Below are 15,462 nucleotides of genomic sequence, written 5' to 3'. Positions count from 1 at the left end.
GGTGCTCCTGGAGGTGAAGAGGCTGGTCCGGGCGGGAAGTCAGGCGGCCGAGGCGAAATCGGTGGCGGTCGCGGCACGGTGAACGACGGCGGCGAGCCGTGCGTTCTCGGGGGCATCGAACGCGAAGGCGGCGCGGCGGCGGGTGTAGCCGTAGCTCAGACCGCTGTGCGGATCGGCGAATCCGTCCGAGCCCGCGGAGCCGGTGTGTCCGAAGGCGTATGCGCCGAGGAACGGATACAGAAGGCTTTTCGCTTCGAAACCCAATGCGTAGGGTGCGCGATCTCCGCGCACCAGATCCGCGCCGCTGGAATGAATCGCGGAGATGGTGGCGATGGTTTCCAGGGACAGCAGCGGATCCCGGCCGTCGATGCCGGTGGTGGCCGCCGCATACATCGCTGCCAGGCCGTGCGCGCTTCCTACGCCGCCCACGGAGCCCGGACCGAGTCGGCGCAGCGTCGTATCGTTGGGCAGTGCCATGACGTCGGCGGCGGTGAAACCGCGTGCGTTGAGGTTGTAGGAGATGCCCGCGATACCGTGCGGGTTGGGTGAGTTCGCCACGAAAGCCGCTTCCATCTCCGGGCTCGCGCGCCACGGCAGGATCGGCAGGTACCGGTGATCGAGTTCGGCGGGCAGACCGAGGTACACGTCCAGTCCGTGGGGTGCGCGGATGCGCTGCTCGAACAGCTGCTGCACGGTACTGCCGGTGACCGCTGCCACCACCGCACCGACGATGGCATAGGTGACGAAACCGCCGTAGCCGTGCACCGCGCCCGGTGCGAAGAAGGGGCGCTGCCCCACCAGTCGTTCGGCGACGACCTGCTCGTCGGCGAGTTCGGCGACGGTGAATCCGCCGTCGGCCCCGATGATCCCGGATCGGTGCACGAGTACATCCCGCACGGTGATGTGCTCCTTACCCGCTGTGGCGAACCGCGGCCAGTAGCGGGCGACCGGCTGGTCGACGTCGAGGGCGCCGTCCTGGATCAGCAGCGCCACCACCAGGCCGGCAGCGCCCTTGCTCGTCGAATGGAGACCGGTCAGCGTGGTGCCCGAAACCTGCCGCCCGGCCCACAGGTCCACCACTTTCCGGCCGCGGACGAAAGCGGCCAGTTGCGCGCCCGATTCCCCGTCCTCCTCGGCGACGACGGCGGCGAATTCGGCGCGCACCTGTTCGAACCCTTCGGCGACAGTGCCGTGTATCTCGATCGTGTTCACAGTGATGCTTCCCTTCGACAGCAGGTCCGCGCGGCCTCGCCCGGTCGAGAGCCGACCAGCCGCGGCGGCCGTCGCGGTTCGTGTTCTGCTGACCTGACGTACGGCGTGAACAGAACGTGACCGCAGCACGGAAATTTGCTGGTCCCGGCGCCAGGAGAGCCTTCGGGACCGAGTCCGGACGCGGGTCGGCCACCCGATCCCCGCCGGTGTGCGCCGAACCCGCGAATGAATACGGTCACGTTTCCCGCCGCCGATTCGTCATCGATAGGGGACGACATCGAGGAGGACTCCCGTGCACGATGAGCACTTGCCGGCCGACCGGTTCGAAGAGCACCGCACCCACTTGCGGGCGGTCGCCTACCGGATGCTCGGGTCGCTCAACGACGCCGACGACGCGGTACAGGAGGCCTGGCTGCGGCTGTCCCGCACCGACACCACCGACGTCGGCAACCTCGGCGGCTGGCTCACCACCGTCGTCGGACGGGTCTGCCTGGACATGCTGCGCATCCGCAGAACCCGCCACGAAGAACCCCTGGACGCCGAGCATCTGCCCGATCCGGTGATCACCAGCGAAACCACACCAGACCCGGAACACGAAGCGCTGCTCGCCGACTCGGTCGGGTTGGCGCTACTGGTCGTGCTGGAATCGCTGAGCCCGGCCGAACGACTCGCCTTCGTCCTGCACGATATGTTCGCCATGCCATACGAGCAGATCGCGCCCATTGTCGGCCGTACTCCGCAGACCGCCAAGAAACTGGCCAGCCGAGCGCGGCGCCGAGTCCAGGGCGCGACCCCGGCCGCTGCTCCCGACCTACCGCGTCAACGCCGTGTCGTCGCCGCATTCCTCACCGCCGCACGCGGCGGCGACTTCGACGAACTACTACGCATGCTCGACCCCGATGTGGTGTTGCGCACCGATGGGGGCGAGGTGATGCGCGTGATCCGCGGGGCCACCGCCGTCGCCGGTCGAGCCGAAACCTTCCAGCGCATGGCCACTCTCTGTACCGTGCACCCCGCCGTCGTCAACGGCGGCCCAGGACTGGTCAACACCCTCGACGGCAACCTGTTCTCCATCATCGGCTTCACTGTCGCCGACGGCCGCATCACCGCCATCGACATTCTCTCCGACCACGACCGGCTCACACACCTCGACCTCACCGCCGTCCTCGGATGAAGCGAGCGCACACCGGTCGACCACTTCGACGCCGGACCACCCCTACCGTCCCCGGCCTCCGGGCCGGTCACCGAATGATCCAACAGCGGTGTTACGCAGTGATCCAGGGACTGCGGACGGATGCCTCAGGCCGACAGACGCCGGCTCTGGCGCGCGGGTTCGTCTCCGCGAACCCGCGCTAAGTGATCAGATTGAGGATTTCGTCGGCTGTAACAACCTGTCCGAGTACTGGAAACACCCGGGTCAGCGACCTTTCGTGACCGGTGGGGTCGGGGTCCGATACGGCGTCGGCGGCCACGACCACATCGAAGCCCAGATCGTAGGCGCTGCGTGCGGTCGATTCGACACCGAAGGTGGTCGCCAACCCCGCCACGACGACCGTGGTGATCCCGGCGGCGCGCAACCGCTGTTCGAGGTCGGTGCCGCTGAACCCGCTCCAGGCCCGTCGGCGCAGGACCGACTCGTTCCCGGAGGGTGCGGCTTCCGGAGGAATACGGATCTGATCCTCGCTCCAGCTCTGTCCCGTCTCCGCATGCTGGGTCCGACCGTCCGGAGTGCCGGTCGTGACCAGGTGCACAACAGTGTGGCCTGCCTTGCGGAATCCGGTGAGCAGCGCGGAAACACGGTCGAGCAGCTGATCCCCGGGGACCGATCGCGCATTGGGCAACGTTCCCGATTGCACGTCGACGACGACGAGAGCGGTCGTCGCGGCGAGTTCTGTGATCGGCATGAAGCCCATCCTGCCCGAGCTCGGTACGGACCGCTCGGCCGATGTGCTCGTCTCGTTCGCCGGAAGACGTGCTTCGCCGGAAGACGTGCGGGCGGCGTGGGCGTCCTCCGGGGAGAGTCGCCGGCGGATATGGTCGAACCCGTACAGGTGCGTGACAGGCGGAGTGGACAGAGATGGTCGAGACGATGGTCGTGGTCGTGCGGGGAGACGAGCTCGGCGAGGACTACCGCCGCCGCGTCACCGAGGTCTATGTGCGCGGCTTCGCGGAAGACTTCGTCGCGTTCTCGCGCGACACCGGCAAGCTGGCCGACGCGTTCGAACATATGCTGCTGCTCGAACGGTTCTATATCGCGCTCGTGGACGGAGAGCCCGCCGGTCTCGCCTCGCTCACCGAGGGTGACCAGACACTGTTCGCGCCGCGATGGCGCGAGATCCGGCGCCACCTCGGACCGGCCCGCGGGCTGCTCGGCTATGTGGTGATCCGGAGATGGTTCATGCGCGCCTACGACGGCGCCCGGCCCGGCCTCGCCGAGATCGGGTTCGTCGCCACCGAGCCGGCCTATCAGGGTCACGGCGTCGCGACCGCGTTGCTGCGTCACCTGCTGGCGCACCCCGGATATCGCGAGTATGTGCTCGAAGACATCAAGGACACCAACGCACCTGCTCTCAGCGTTTACACCAAGCTCGGTTTCACGGTGTACAAGCGCCGGAAGGCGCGCTTCGCCCGACGTGCCGGATTCTCCGAGCTCCTGTCGATGAAGCTCGTGCAGGATATCGCGCCTGGGCCCGACGCCGCGCGATCACCCGGAGAGGTCTGATCGGTCCCCGAAGCGTGCTGTCGTAAAGACCGCACCCCGGCCGCGCAACCACTCGGGCGACCTCACCCATATCCGGAGCCGGACCTACGTCTATGCCGCCGGATGGCAAACGCATTCACCGTTCACCGGCGTTCACGCGCGACTGAGCCGAGACCCCGGATGGACCACGTACGCGCTGGACGGCGGGCACAACCTCATGCGGGACAACCCCGAGGACCTGCTGAAGATCCTGCTCGATACGGTCGAGACAGACTGATGTGCGCCACCGGAGGCGTGATGCGGTAGCCGGATCTCCTCCTACACAGCGTGAACCTTTACCCAGGTGCTGTTCACAGCGGCGTTGCCGGAGATGCGGTCCACTTGTTCCGGATCGTGCAGCAGGTTGACATTCGCGCCCGGTACCGCGGCCGCGACGGTCCAGCCCACACCCGGTTCTCCGTGACCCCAGCCGTGCGGGATGGCGACCGTACCCGGCCGGATCTCGTCGCTGATCTCCACCGGGACCACGATGGAACCGATGGGTGAGCTCACCGTGACCCGCCCGCCGTCGGCCAGTCCGCGGGCGTCCGCGTCCTGCGGGTGCATGAGCGCGGTACAGCGGTCGCGACCCTTCACCATCGAGGGCACGTTGTGCAGCCAGGAATTGTTGCTGCGCAGGTGGCGGCGGCCGATGAGCCGCAGATCGAAACCCTGGTCGCGGTCGGCGCCGCCGGCGTGTGCCTCGTCGAGTAGCCGGCGTGCTTCGATGACGAACTGCCGCGGTGCCAGCTGGACCAAGCGATCGGCGGTGGCGATGAGGGAGTGCAGGCGCGGCTGCAGCGGGCCGAGGTCGATACCGCCCCGCGCTTCCCGCACCTTCTTCAGGGTGACGCCCTGACGTCCCCGGCGCAGTACGCCGTGTGGTCCGACCGCCATACCGAGTGCCGCCGCTCGCAACGGGCTGAACCGGGCGAATACCGCGTTGAGAGCACGGCCGCTGAGCGAACGCAGTGGGAGCGGCAGGATCTCGGTGGTCAACCGCGCCATGATCTCCCAGTCCTCGAGCCCGTCGTTCTCCGGTGCCACGGCCCGCGTATTGAAGCGAACGTTGTTGTGCACGCTGAACATCGTGAGCAGGATGTCGAGGTCCTCGCGTTCGAGCGGCGAGAGCGGTGGCAAGATGATGTCGGCGTGCCGGGTGGTCTCGGTGATGTACATGTCCACGGCCACATAGAAATCCAGCGACCCCAGCGCCTTGTCGAGCTGTCCGCGCTGCGGGGTGGACAGGACCGGGTTGCCGGCGTAGGTGATCATGGCGCGGATCTTGTCCGGACCCTCGTCGAGGATTTCCGAGGCCAGCGCCGCGACCGGCAGTTCGAACCGGAACGATTTGTACTTCCCGGAGCGGTCGGTCCAGGCGCCGTAGTACGGCGGCATCCGGCGCGCCAGCGGCAGCAGATCCACCGCCGGGGTGGCATACATCTGACCGCCCGGATGGTCCAGATTCCCGGTGATCGCGTTGATGGTGTTGACCAGCCAGTGGGTAACGGTGCCGGTCAGCGTCTGGCATACGCCGATCCGGGCGTACATCACCGCCGATTTCGCGGCCGCGTGCTCGCGGGCCAGGCGCCGGATCGTCTCGGCGTCCACGCCGGCGTAGGGGGCGGCGTCCTCGGGAGTGAAGCCGGTGACCAGCTCCCGCAACTCGTCCAGACCCGTGCACTGGGTACGGACCGCGGTCCGGTCGCACAGATCCTCGGTGATCAGCACGTGCAGCACGGCCAGCAGGAGGTACGGGTCCCCACCGGGCAGGACGGATACGTGTTCGTCGGCCAAGCGGGCGGTCTCGGTGCGCCGGGGGTCGATCACGACGACCTTGCCGCCGCGGGCGCGCACCTCCTTGATCCGGTTACGGGCGCCGGGCATGGTGGTGACCGATCCATTGGACACCGCGGGATTGGCACCGATGATCACCATCCGGTGGGTGCGGTCGATATCGGCGATGGGCATCAGGAAGTTCGACCCGTACATCTGCCAGGCCACGAATTCCTGCGGGAACTGGTCGATCGAGGAGGCAGTGTAGAAGTTGCGCGTCATGAGCGCCGTGCGCAGTGCGAAGGCGTACATGATCGCCGAATTGTGCGCGGCCGGGTTACCCAGGTACATACCCACCGAATGCGGTCCGTGGTCGCGGCGGACCCGCCGCAGGCGGGTGCCGATCTCGCGGAACGCCTCGTCCCAGCCGATGGGCTCGAATGTGTCGCCGACCCGGCGCATCGGGGTGCGCAGCCGGTCCGGATCTTCGTGCAGCCCCGCCATGGCGGTGGCCTTGGGGCAGATATAACCCTTGGACAGCACATCGTCGGGATTACCTTCGATCTTGGCGACTTTCGTGTCCTCGACGGTCACCAGGATGCCGCAGTGGGCCTCGCACAGAGTGCATTGCCGGGCGATGGTTTCAGCGGTCATAACTCACATCACCTTCCGCCGCGTCGTCGTCGACGCGCGATCCGCAGGAGCGCCGGATTACGGGCTGATCCGGCTGATCGATTGCTCGGGTGAGAAAAGCGGGATCTCGGAGGGTGGCTGATTGAGATGAATTCCCGCTCATACTCTCATAGCCGAGAGTAGACCGACCGGCGATGTGGGCACAACAGTCGCGCGAGCTATTCCCGCGACGATTGTTCGCGCAAGCGTGCCAGGGTCTTGGCGAGAATGCGCGAGACGTGCATCTGCGAAATACCCATCTGCTGCGCGATCTGCGTCTGGGTCATGGATTCGAAGAACCGCATGGTCAGAATGCGGCGCTCCCGCTCGGGCAACCCGGCCAGCAGCGGCCGGATGGCCACATATTCCTCGACACGGTCGAACTGCGCTTCTTCCTCGCCGAGGGTGTCCAGCAGCGAGGCATCGGTATCGCGGCCCACCGACGCCGCGTCGATCGATGTCGGCTGGTAGGCGTTACCGGCGATCACGGCCTGGGTCACCTCGTCCGGATCGACATCCAGTTCGGCGGCGATCTCCTTGGCCGTCGGCGAGCGACCCAGCGATTGCGAGAGCGAATCCACCGCCGCGCCGATCCGCAGATGGGTCTCCTTGACCCGGCGCGGCACCCGCATCGCCCAGGTGTTGTCGCGGAAGTACCGGCGGACCTCGCCCATGATGGTGGGCACCGCGAACGACAGGAAGTTCGAGCCGCGCGAGATATCGAAACGATCCACCGCGTGCACCAGGCCGACCCGGGCGACCTGGGTGAGATCGTCGAACGGTTCGCCGCGGCCGCTGAACTTGCGGGCGATATGGTCGGCCAGCGGAATGCAGCGCGCGATCAGTTCATTGCGCAGCGCCGCCTGCTCCGTCGAATCCGGTGCGGTCCCGGCCAGCCGGACGAACAGATCGGCGACATCGTCGTACCCACCCGCCGAGGACGAATTCTCCAGTTCGGCCCGGGTTTCGGTATCGGCTTCGGCGTCGGCCTCGGCGGTATCGGCTTCGGTTGTCTCGGCCGCGGCGGTGCCGGCCCCGTCCGCCGGACCTTTTTCGTGCTCGTCCGCGGGAGTTTCGAGCGGCTTCTCCTGCTCGGTCACTACGCTTTCCCCCGGACCCGACGGAATTCGACCGCTGTCGGATATCCGGAGACCTGCTGATCGAAGGAGTCCTGCCGGGCGTCCACCGAATCGGTCAACGTGCGCAGCACATGCCAGCCGAAACTCCGCGCGTCGGGCAGCCCCTCGCGCGCCGCCACCCCGGCGACCAGCACTCGCAGTTCGGTGTCACCGATGCTGAACACACATTGCAGGCTCGTATCGGGCGCCGCCAGGCCGATGAGCGTCGAGCATGCCTCGTCCACCGCCAGCCGGATATCGGCGACCTCGTCCAAGGTGAAATCACTGAGCAGGACCAGAGTCTCGGCGAGACCGCGCACGATCGGCAACTGTGTCACCGATGCCGCCACCCGAATCTCCACCGGGGCACCGTGGAGCCCTTGTTCCGCCGAAGTATTGATCACGCTGCCGAGTGTATGGGCGTGCTGCCGTGTAGAGGGGGGCGGGGCACGCTGCGCCGCCCCCGGCCATCCCACCCACCTCCGGTCAGCGCCGCGCCCACCCGCAGCCCGCACCGGCGTTCCCTGCTCACTCGGAGCGCTGCCGCCGACGGACAGTCGCGCGGCGGGCCGGATCACCGTCAGCAGTTCGACCGGACGACGAGGTACGGGGCCTGGCGCCGGGTCGCGCGGCAGCGGAGACATGCTGGCCCACCTCAGTAGGCGGGGCCCGCCCCGGTTCTGGAGCGACGTAGCGAAGGAGCGCAGCGACTGAGCGAAGGAGTGAAGAACCGGGGTTAACAGGGCCCCGCCAGCGGCGCCGCAGGCGCCGCAAATAAACACAGCCCGGGTTAACGGGGCCCCGCCCCCTGGGGCCGAAGGCGGCGAAAATACACTGCGCGCTGTGACTGCGTCCGAGCCCACGTTCACCCGTCCCGCGGCCCCGATGATCGCTCCGTCCATTCTGTCCGCGGATTTCGCCCGGCTGGGCGAAGAAGCCGCTGCGGTATCGACCGCCGATTGGCTGCACGTGGATGTCATGGACGCGCATTTCGTCCCGAACCTGACCCTGGGCCTGCCGGTGGTGCAGAGTCTGCTGAAGGCCACCGATATTCCGCTGGACTGCCATCTGATGATCGAGGATCCGGGCCGGTGGGCGCCCCCGTACGCGGAGGCGGGCGCCTACAACGTGACTTTTCACGCCGAGGCGACCGAGGATCCGGTGGCCGTGGCCCGCGATATCCGGGCTGCCGGGGCCAAAGCGGGGCTGTCGGTGAAGCCGAACACTCCGATCGAGCCGTACCTGGAGATCCTGCGTGATTTCGACACCCTGCTGGTGATGAGCGTCGAACCCGGGTTCGGTGGGCAGTCGTTCATCCCGCAGGTGCTGGAGAAGGCCAGGATCGTGCGACGCCTGGTCGACGCGGGGGAATTGCGGCTGGTGGTGGAGATCGACGGCGGGATCAACGCCGACACCATCGAGCAGGCCGCGGCGGCGGGTATCGACTGCTTCGTGGCGGGCTCGGCGGTGTACAACACCGAGGATCCCGGCGTCACCGTGGAGAAACTGCGGCGGCAGGCCGAGGCCGGCCGGGCGGCGCGTCACTTCGCCCACTGAGGTCCCGATGCCGCCGATCGGCGGCCGTACGGCTAGCGGAGGTCGCGGGCGCTCGCCCGGGCAGCGTCGATCACCGCGTGCTGCGGCGGACGGGTGCCGAGCGCGTCCGGTCCCGCGATCCACAGCCGGTATCCGCTGGCCTCGTCTTCGGCGGAGGGCAGCACGATCTGGCTGCCGGTACCGGCGACGGTGGTGTAGAGGCGGAAGAGTTCGGCGGCCGCGGTGGCGGTGAATTCGTCGTGCCGGGTGGGGCCGGTGAGGAAGGTCCAGCGCCGCGCCCGGGGATGGGCGAAGACCGGCCCGGCGATTCCCGCCGCCCGTAGCCGTGCCAGTACCGGTTCGCCGAGCTCGGTCGGCATGGTGACCGCGCCGTAGGTGGCGCCCACATGCAGCAGGATACGTTCCGACGCCGGATCGACCACCGCGGGGAGTAGATCCTTCTCCCGGTACCGCCGGCAGTGTCGTTCCAGGGCGGTTTCGGTGAAAGCGGTCATAGCGGTTCGGCTTCCTCGAGTGGTGGCGTGCCTGGCTGGGGCGATGGCATCCGCCGGGGCGGATATCGGACGGATCCGGCCGGTGTCGCCACCGCGGGGATCCGATGCCCGGACAACACTGTCGCTGGGCCGACAGACGCTGGATCACCGCAGTGGGGCGGGGTGTACCCGGCCCGGGTTGTCGGCGGGCGGATCCAGTTGTCGGGATGTTGGCTTGTGGCGCACGGTGTTCCGCGGCGGTGGCCGTCCTCGTACGAATACTGCGCCCGGCCGCACCGCGGGATGGTCGAGGCGGGTGAACCGGTCACCTCACAATATTGCGTCAGCTGTTGTGAGCGTGCAAATCGAGAAACATTTCGGGTTTCGATGCGGTCTCGTTCGGGCAAAGCGGCGGTGGGTGGGTCCGGTCCGGACCGTATTGCGGCCCGTCGGAAGTAGTATGGGCGGTTGCCGGGGAAATGTGACCGTGGTCTCCGAACAGTAAAATTTCCGAATTTCCACTATCGGATCCACCGCCCGTGGATCGGAGTGTCCGGTGGGTGGCCGACGTCATGGCCGGGCTCGAGGCCGGGCCACTAGTCTGGTTGTGGACGGCGAACTGGGAATACTCGGTACCACTCCCGCCGTTCCGTATGCGGAACACCGACGCCGAAAACGGGAGAAGAAATGTTCACGGGCATCGTCGAGGAACTGGGCGAAATCGTCGCCCGCGAACAACTGACCGACGCGGCGCGGCTGACGATCCGCGGGAAGCTGGTCACCTCCGATGCCGGGCACGGTGATTCGATCGCCGTCAACGGTGTCTGTCTGACCGTCGTCGATGTAGCCGACGAGGCGTTCACCGTCGATGTGATGGGTGAAACGCTGCGGCGGTCGAGTATCGGTGGTCTCGAACCCGGCTCACGGGTCAATCTGGAGCGCGCGGCGGCGGTGAACAGCCGCCTCGGTGGCCATATCGTGCAGGGCCATGTGGACGGTACCGGCACGATCCTGGCCCGAACACCGGAGGACAACTGGGAAGTGGTCCGGGTATCGCTGCCCGATGCGATCGCCAAGTACGTGGTGGAGAAGGGCTCCATCACGGTGAACGGCATCTCGCTCACCGTCTCCGGTCTCGGCCGGACCGATACCCCGGCCGCCGACGGCACCCGGGACTGGTTCGAGGTCTCGCTGATCCCGACCACACTGAGCCTCACCGATCTGGGCGCGTCCACGCCCGGCGCGATCGTGAACCTCGAGGTCGATGTGATCGCCAAGTACGTCGAACGCCTCCAGCAGCGCGGCTGACGACTCCGGCCGTGCCCGGACCGGCCGAACAGACCCAGTAGTGTGATCGGGACCTATCGAGATGGAGCAGTGCAGACGTGACCAGGTTCGACAGCATCGAGCGCGCGGTCGCCGATATCGCGGCCGGTAAACCGGTCGTCGTGGTCGACGACGAGGACCGGGAGAACGAGGGCGACCTCATCTTCGCCGCGGAGAAGGCCACCCCGGAACTCGTGGCGTTCATGATCCGCTACACCTCGGGCTACATCTGCGTTCCGCTCACCGGTGACGACTGCGATCGACTGGGCCTGCCTCCGATGTACGCGGTGAACCAGGACAAGCACGGCACCGCCTACACCGTGTCGGTGGATGCGAAAGAAGGCGTGACCACCGGTATCTCCGGCGCCGATCGGGCGACCACCATCCGGCTGCTGGCCGACGGCGATGCCAAACCGAACGATCTCACCCGTCCCGGTCATGTGGTGCCACTGCGCGCCAAGGACGGCGGTGTACTGCGCCGGCCCGGTCACACCGAGGCTGCTGTGGATCTGGCGCGGATGGCCGGGCTGCGACCGGCCGGGGTGATCTGCGAGATCGTCAGCCAGAAGGAAGACGGGCATATGGCCCGCACCGACGAACTGCGGGTCTTCGCCGACGAACACGAACTGGCGCTGATCTCGATCGCCGAGATGATCTCCTGGCGGCGTAAACACGAGAAGCATGTCGTGCGGGTCGCGCAGGCGCGTATCCCCACCGTGCACGGCGAGTTCACCGCCGTCGGCTACCAGAGCATCTATGACGATGTCGAACATGTCGCGCTGGTTCGCGGGGATGTCGGCAACGGCGAGGACGTCCTGGTCCGGGTGCATTCGGAATGCCTGACCGGTGATGTGTTCGGGTCGCTGCGCTGCGATTGCGGACCGCAGCTGGACGCCGCCCTGGAGATGGTGGCCGCCGAGGGCCGCGGCGTGGTGCTGTACATGCGCGGGCACGAGGGCCGCGGTATCGGCCTCATGCACAAGCTCCAGGCCTATCAACTGCAGGACTCCGGGCACGACACCGTCGATGCCAATATCGAACTCGGCCTGCCGGCCGATGCCCGCGACTACGGGACCGGGGCGCAGATCCTGGTCGACCTGGGCCTGCGCTCGATGCGGCTGCTGACCAACAATCCGGCCAAACGGGTCGGACTCGACGGTTACGGGCTGCGGATCACCGAGCGGGTGCCCATGCCGGTGCGGGCCAATGCCGAGAACCTGCGTTATCTGCGCACCAAACGCGACCGGATGGGTCACGACCTGGTGGGTCTCGACGATCTGGACCTAGGGGAGACGGCACAGTGACGACAGCCGGATCGGAAGGCGGAAAACGATGAGCGGCACCGGGGTACCGAGCTTCGCGCTCGCCGACGCCAAGGATCTGCGGCTGGCGATCGTGGCTTCGCGCTGGCATACCGAGATCTGCGACACTCTCGTCGCCAATGCCGAAAAGGTCGCCGCCGAGGCCGGGGTGCGCCACACCACCGTCGCGCGCTGCGCCGGGGCGATGGAGCTACCGGTTCTGGCCCAGGAGCTGGCCCGCACCCACGACGCGGTGGTCGCGCTGGGCGTGGTCATCCGGGGGGACACCCCGCATTTCGACTACGTCTGCGATTCGGTGACCGCCGGCCTGACCCGGGTCTCCCTGGATGAGAGCACTCCGGTCGCCAACGGTGTGCTCACCACGAACAACGAAGCTCAAGCCCTCGCCCGGGCCGGACTGCCGGATTCGGCGGAGAACAAGGGCGAACAGGCGGCCGCTGCCGCGCTGGACGCCGCCCTCACCCTCCGCGGCCTTCGTACGGCAGGCTGAGCCGTGCCCGTGGCGCGGATCTGGCGACGGGGTGAAGCCTCGGGCGGTGGCGTGGGGACCTCCGCCGAATGGGAGCTGGAGGTACGTCCGCGTAAATCGCGGCGTACGGCGGTGATCGTCGCGGTGGTCCTGCTGGTGGCGTTCGTACTGTTCGGGATCTTCCTGCGAGTCGGCTACACCGGGGTGAACTTCCGGGTGGTGGACCAGTTCGCGATGGCGGCCATCGGTGTCTTCGGTGCCGCGGCCACCCTGCTGCTCACCCGGCCCCGCGTACGCGCCGGCCGGCGCGGCGTGGTGGTCCGTAATGTGCTCGGGGACAACGAATTCGAATGGAAGCATATTCGCGGTGTCTCGTTCCCCGACCGCAAGGCGTGGGCGCGGCTGGAACTGGTGAACGACGATTACGTGCCGATGCTGGCCGTGCGGTCCAACGACGGTGAGCATGCCGCGGCGGCCCTGGACCGACTCCGCGAACTGGGCGCGAAATACGGCGCGTCCGACTGAGCGTCGCATGTCGCCGAGCGTGGCCGGGCACGGGGTCCTCGGGCGGCGGATCACCCGGCGGGGGTGATCCGCCGGCCCGCCGGTTCAGCGGGTATCGCCGAGTACCTCGCCTTCGCGGCGGGGGTCCGCCCCGCCTACCCAGCCGATGTCACCGTCGCGTCCGAGCACGCTGAGCCCGCTGGTCTGCGGGGCCACCGATACCTGATGGCCGCGTTCACGCAACCGGGTGACCAGCGGATCGTGGGCGCCGTCGTCGCTCGGGTCGATCGCCGGATGCTCGCCGCCGACATTGGTGACGGGTGTGTTCGCCGCGCCGAACGCCACCGCGGATACCGCCTGCTGCGGATCCAGGCCCCAGTCCAGCATGCCGACGAGGGTCTTCACCACGAACTGGATGATGACCGAACCGCCGGGAGAGCCGACCACATGGGTGAGCGCGCCCCGCTCGGAACCGTCTCCGCCTTCGAACACCAGCGTCGGGCTCATGGAACTGCGCGGGCGTTTACCCGGTTCAATCCGGTTGGCGACCGGTTTGCCGTCGGCGCCGAGCGGGTCGGTCGCGAAATCGGTCAGCTGGTTGTTCAGCAGGAATCCGTCGACCATGTGGAAGGAGCCGAAGGCCGATTCCACGGTCGTGGTCATGGCCGCGGCGTTGCCGTAGGAGTCGACCACCGAGATGTGGCTGGTGCCGTGCTCGGGCTGCTGGGGGCCGATACCCACCGGCGCCGCCCCGAAATCACCGGGTTGCGCGGTGCCCATCGTCTTGCGCGGGTCGATGAGCTCGGCCCGCTTGTCCAGGTACTCCGGGTTCACCAGCGTTTCCGGTGAATTACCGGGCAGTGGAACATAATCCGGATCGGCGACGAATTTGTCGCGGTCGGCGTAGGCGAGTCGTTCGGCTTCGGCGATGAGATGTACCGCCTCGGCCCGCGGGACGCCGCCGTTACGATCCAGCCGCTCCGGTGGCATGGCGGGAAGGTCGAAATTCGCCAGGATGCCGAGCGTGGCCGCCACCGTGATACCGCCGGAGGACGGTCCCGGCATCCCGCAGACCTCGTGCTCGCGGTAGCCGGTGCACAGCGGGGTGCGTTTCACCGCCCGGTAGGAGTCGAGGTCGGCGGCTTCCATGAGGCTCGGCGTACGCCCGCCGGCGGGTGAACCGGCGGCCTCGACGATGTCCTGGGCGATCGTTCCGGTATAGAACCCGTCCGCGCCTTCGGTGGCCACGGTGTTCAAGGTCTTCGACAAGGCCGGATTGGTGAGGACGGTACCCGCCGCCCGGGGGGAGCCGTCCTGGTTCAGGAAGTACTCGGCCGCGGCCGGATCGCGGGCCAGTTCGGCCGCGGAATCCGCGATCTGGCCGGCCAGTCGTGGACTGATCTCGAAACCCTGGTCCGCCATCGAGACGGCGGGGTCGAACAGTTCTCGCCACGGGATGTGGCCGTGCTCGGAATGGGCCAGCTCGAGCATGCGGACCACCCCGGGCACGCCGACGGAGCGCCCGCTGGCCCGGGTATCCGGTTTCGGTTCGGTGCGGTCGGTATCGCTGATCCAGCGCAGATAGTTCTCGGTGGCCTGGGCCGGCGCGGTCTCCCGGCCGTCGTAGGCGTCCAGGGTCTCGTGTTCGGCGTCGTAGTAGAGCAGGAAAGCGCCACCGCCGAGCCCGGAGGCCTGCGGTTCGGTGAGACCCAGCACGGTCTGCGCGGTGATCAGCGCGTCCGCCGCGGTACCGCCGGCCCGCAGCACTTCGCAGGCGGCGCGGGTGGCGTGGGAGTTCGCGGTGGATACGGCGTAGCCGGTGGTGCGGACCGCGGTCATCTCACTGCGGTAACCCGACGCGATCTCCGGGTTCGTCGCGAGATCGCGGGAGGTGGGGGCGGCCGAGCCCGCCGACGGTGCGGCGGTCACCGGGGTGCCGTTCGGCACCGGGGTGCACGGGCCGGCGGACCCGGTATCGTCGGAACATCCGCTGAGCGAGCCTGCCAGGAGCAGCGCCGTCACTGTCAGCGCGTACCGAATCCGTTGTATCGGGCGCATATTCGAACCTTAGCGGTAGGTGGCGACAGTCGCGGCCGAACTCGCCCCGGTCAGGGGAAGGCGGCGGAACCGTGGGGCCGCGGGTGTGGGCGCAGGACCGTACTGCGGGCCGCGTCCGGGACATCTGGTCCGGCGCGAGCCACCAGCTCTCCGGTGACGAACCGGCGCCCCTGCCGATCACCGGATCCCGCCGACCGGCGGCCGAGTGTGTCCGAGCCCGCTACTACGCTGGATA

At 67.9% G+C, this 15,462-nt stretch carries 14 protein-coding genes; 7 read left to right on the top strand and 7 right to left on the bottom strand.

All coding sequences use genetic code 11. The features are described from left to right. Nucleotides 1–39: 39 nt before the first annotated feature. Nucleotides 40–1,212: a serine hydrolase domain-containing protein gene (locus IEY68_RS02505; protein WP_062995841.1), complete on the bottom strand. Its 1,173-nt coding sequence runs from the start codon at nucleotides 1,210–1,212 to the stop codon at nucleotides 40–42. Between the two features lie 292 nt (nucleotides 1,213–1,504). Here IEY68_RS02505 and IEY68_RS02500 point away from each other — a divergent pair, with 292 nt between their 5' ends. Continuing rightward, nucleotides 1,505–2,386 carry a sigma-70 family RNA polymerase sigma factor gene (locus IEY68_RS02500; protein ID WP_062995839.1) on the top strand — a complete coding sequence of 294 codons (882 nt, stop codon included), beginning with the start codon at nucleotides 1,505–1,507 and terminating at the stop codon, nucleotides 2,384–2,386. 178 nt (nucleotides 2,387–2,564) lie between these two features. Here the strand turns inward: IEY68_RS02500 and IEY68_RS02495 are convergent, their stop codons facing one another. Then, nucleotides 2,565–3,116: a cysteine hydrolase family protein gene (locus IEY68_RS02495; RefSeq protein WP_062995857.1), complete on the bottom strand. Its 552-nt coding sequence runs from the start codon at nucleotides 3,114–3,116 to the stop codon at nucleotides 2,565–2,567. 173 nt (nucleotides 3,117–3,289) lie between these two features. Here IEY68_RS02495 and IEY68_RS02490 point away from each other — a divergent pair, with 173 nt between their 5' ends. Further along, complete coding sequence (locus IEY68_RS02490; RefSeq protein WP_062995837.1) at nucleotides 3,290–3,934, top strand: GNAT family N-acetyltransferase; 645 nt, start codon at nucleotides 3,290–3,292, stop codon at nucleotides 3,932–3,934. A 297-nt stretch (nucleotides 3,935–4,231) separates the two neighbouring features. Here the strand turns inward: IEY68_RS02490 and IEY68_RS02485 are convergent, their stop codons facing one another. The 3 genes from IEY68_RS02485 to IEY68_RS02475 all read right to left on the bottom strand — a co-directional run bounded on the left by IEY68_RS02485 (nucleotide 4,232) and on the right by IEY68_RS02475 (nucleotide 7,922). Next, entirely contained in the window at nucleotides 4,232–6,382 is a 2,151-nt protein-coding gene (locus IEY68_RS02485) for a molybdopterin oxidoreductase family protein (RefSeq protein ID WP_062995835.1), read from the bottom strand. A gap of 197 nt (nucleotides 6,383–6,579) precedes the next feature. Further along, nucleotides 6,580–7,353 carry a SigB/SigF/SigG family RNA polymerase sigma factor gene (locus tag IEY68_RS02480; RefSeq protein WP_062995855.1) on the bottom strand — a complete coding sequence of 258 codons (774 nt, stop codon included), beginning with the start codon at nucleotides 7,351–7,353 and terminating at the stop codon, nucleotides 6,580–6,582. A 146-nt stretch (nucleotides 7,354–7,499) separates the two neighbouring features. After that, nucleotides 7,500–7,922 (bottom strand): ATP-binding protein, encoded by a 423-nt coding sequence (locus IEY68_RS02475; protein ID WP_062995833.1) that lies wholly within the window; start codon nucleotides 7,920–7,922, stop codon nucleotides 7,500–7,502. A 481-nt stretch (nucleotides 7,923–8,403) separates the two neighbouring features. On the opposite strand from IEY68_RS02475, the gene rpe reads away from it, so the two are divergent. After that, complete coding sequence (gene rpe / locus IEY68_RS02470) at nucleotides 8,404–9,075, top strand: ribulose-phosphate 3-epimerase (RefSeq protein ID WP_062995831.1); 672 nt, start codon at nucleotides 8,404–8,406, stop codon at nucleotides 9,073–9,075. Nucleotides 9,076–9,107: 32 nt separating this feature from the next. Here rpe and IEY68_RS02465 read toward each other — a convergent pair whose 3' ends face one another. Further along, nucleotides 9,108–9,569, bottom strand: coding sequence for a hypothetical protein (locus IEY68_RS02465; RefSeq protein ID WP_062995801.1), 462 nt, complete (start codon nucleotides 9,567–9,569; stop codon nucleotides 9,108–9,110). A 666-nt stretch (nucleotides 9,570–10,235) separates the two neighbouring features. Between IEY68_RS02465 and IEY68_RS02460 the strand changes: the two genes are divergently transcribed. The 4 genes from IEY68_RS02460 to IEY68_RS02445 all read left to right on the top strand — a co-directional run bounded on the left by IEY68_RS02460 (nucleotide 10,236) and on the right by IEY68_RS02445 (nucleotide 13,190). Beyond that, nucleotides 10,236–10,856, top strand: a complete 621-nt coding sequence (locus tag IEY68_RS02460; protein ID WP_062995799.1) for a riboflavin synthase — start codon at nucleotides 10,236–10,238, stop codon at nucleotides 10,854–10,856. 77 nt (nucleotides 10,857–10,933) lie between these two features. Then, nucleotides 10,934–12,178, top strand: coding sequence for a bifunctional 3,4-dihydroxy-2-butanone-4-phosphate synthase/GTP cyclohydrolase II (locus IEY68_RS02455; RefSeq protein ID WP_062995796.1), 1,245 nt, complete (start codon nucleotides 10,934–10,936; stop codon nucleotides 12,176–12,178). Between the two features lie 28 nt (nucleotides 12,179–12,206). After that, complete coding sequence (gene ribH, locus IEY68_RS02450) at nucleotides 12,207–12,686, top strand: 6,7-dimethyl-8-ribityllumazine synthase (protein ID WP_062995794.1); 480 nt, start codon at nucleotides 12,207–12,209, stop codon at nucleotides 12,684–12,686. A gap of 51 nt (nucleotides 12,687–12,737) precedes the next feature. Beyond that, entirely contained in the window at nucleotides 12,738–13,190 is a 453-nt protein-coding gene (locus IEY68_RS02445) for a PH domain-containing protein (protein WP_062995829.1), read from the top strand. Between the two features lie 84 nt (nucleotides 13,191–13,274). Here the strand turns inward: IEY68_RS02445 and IEY68_RS02440 are convergent, their stop codons facing one another. Continuing rightward, nucleotides 13,275–15,227, bottom strand: coding sequence for a gamma-glutamyltransferase family protein (locus tag IEY68_RS02440; RefSeq protein ID WP_062995792.1), 1,953 nt, complete (start codon nucleotides 15,225–15,227; stop codon nucleotides 13,275–13,277). Between the last annotated feature and the right edge of the window lie 235 nt (nucleotides 15,228–15,462).

The sequence above is a fragment of the Nocardia jinanensis genome (assembly GCF_014645735.1).
GTDB lineage: Bacteria > Actinomycetota > Actinomycetes > Mycobacteriales > Mycobacteriaceae > Nocardia > Nocardia jinanensis.
This window is presented reverse-complemented; position numbering and strand designations above follow the sequence as displayed.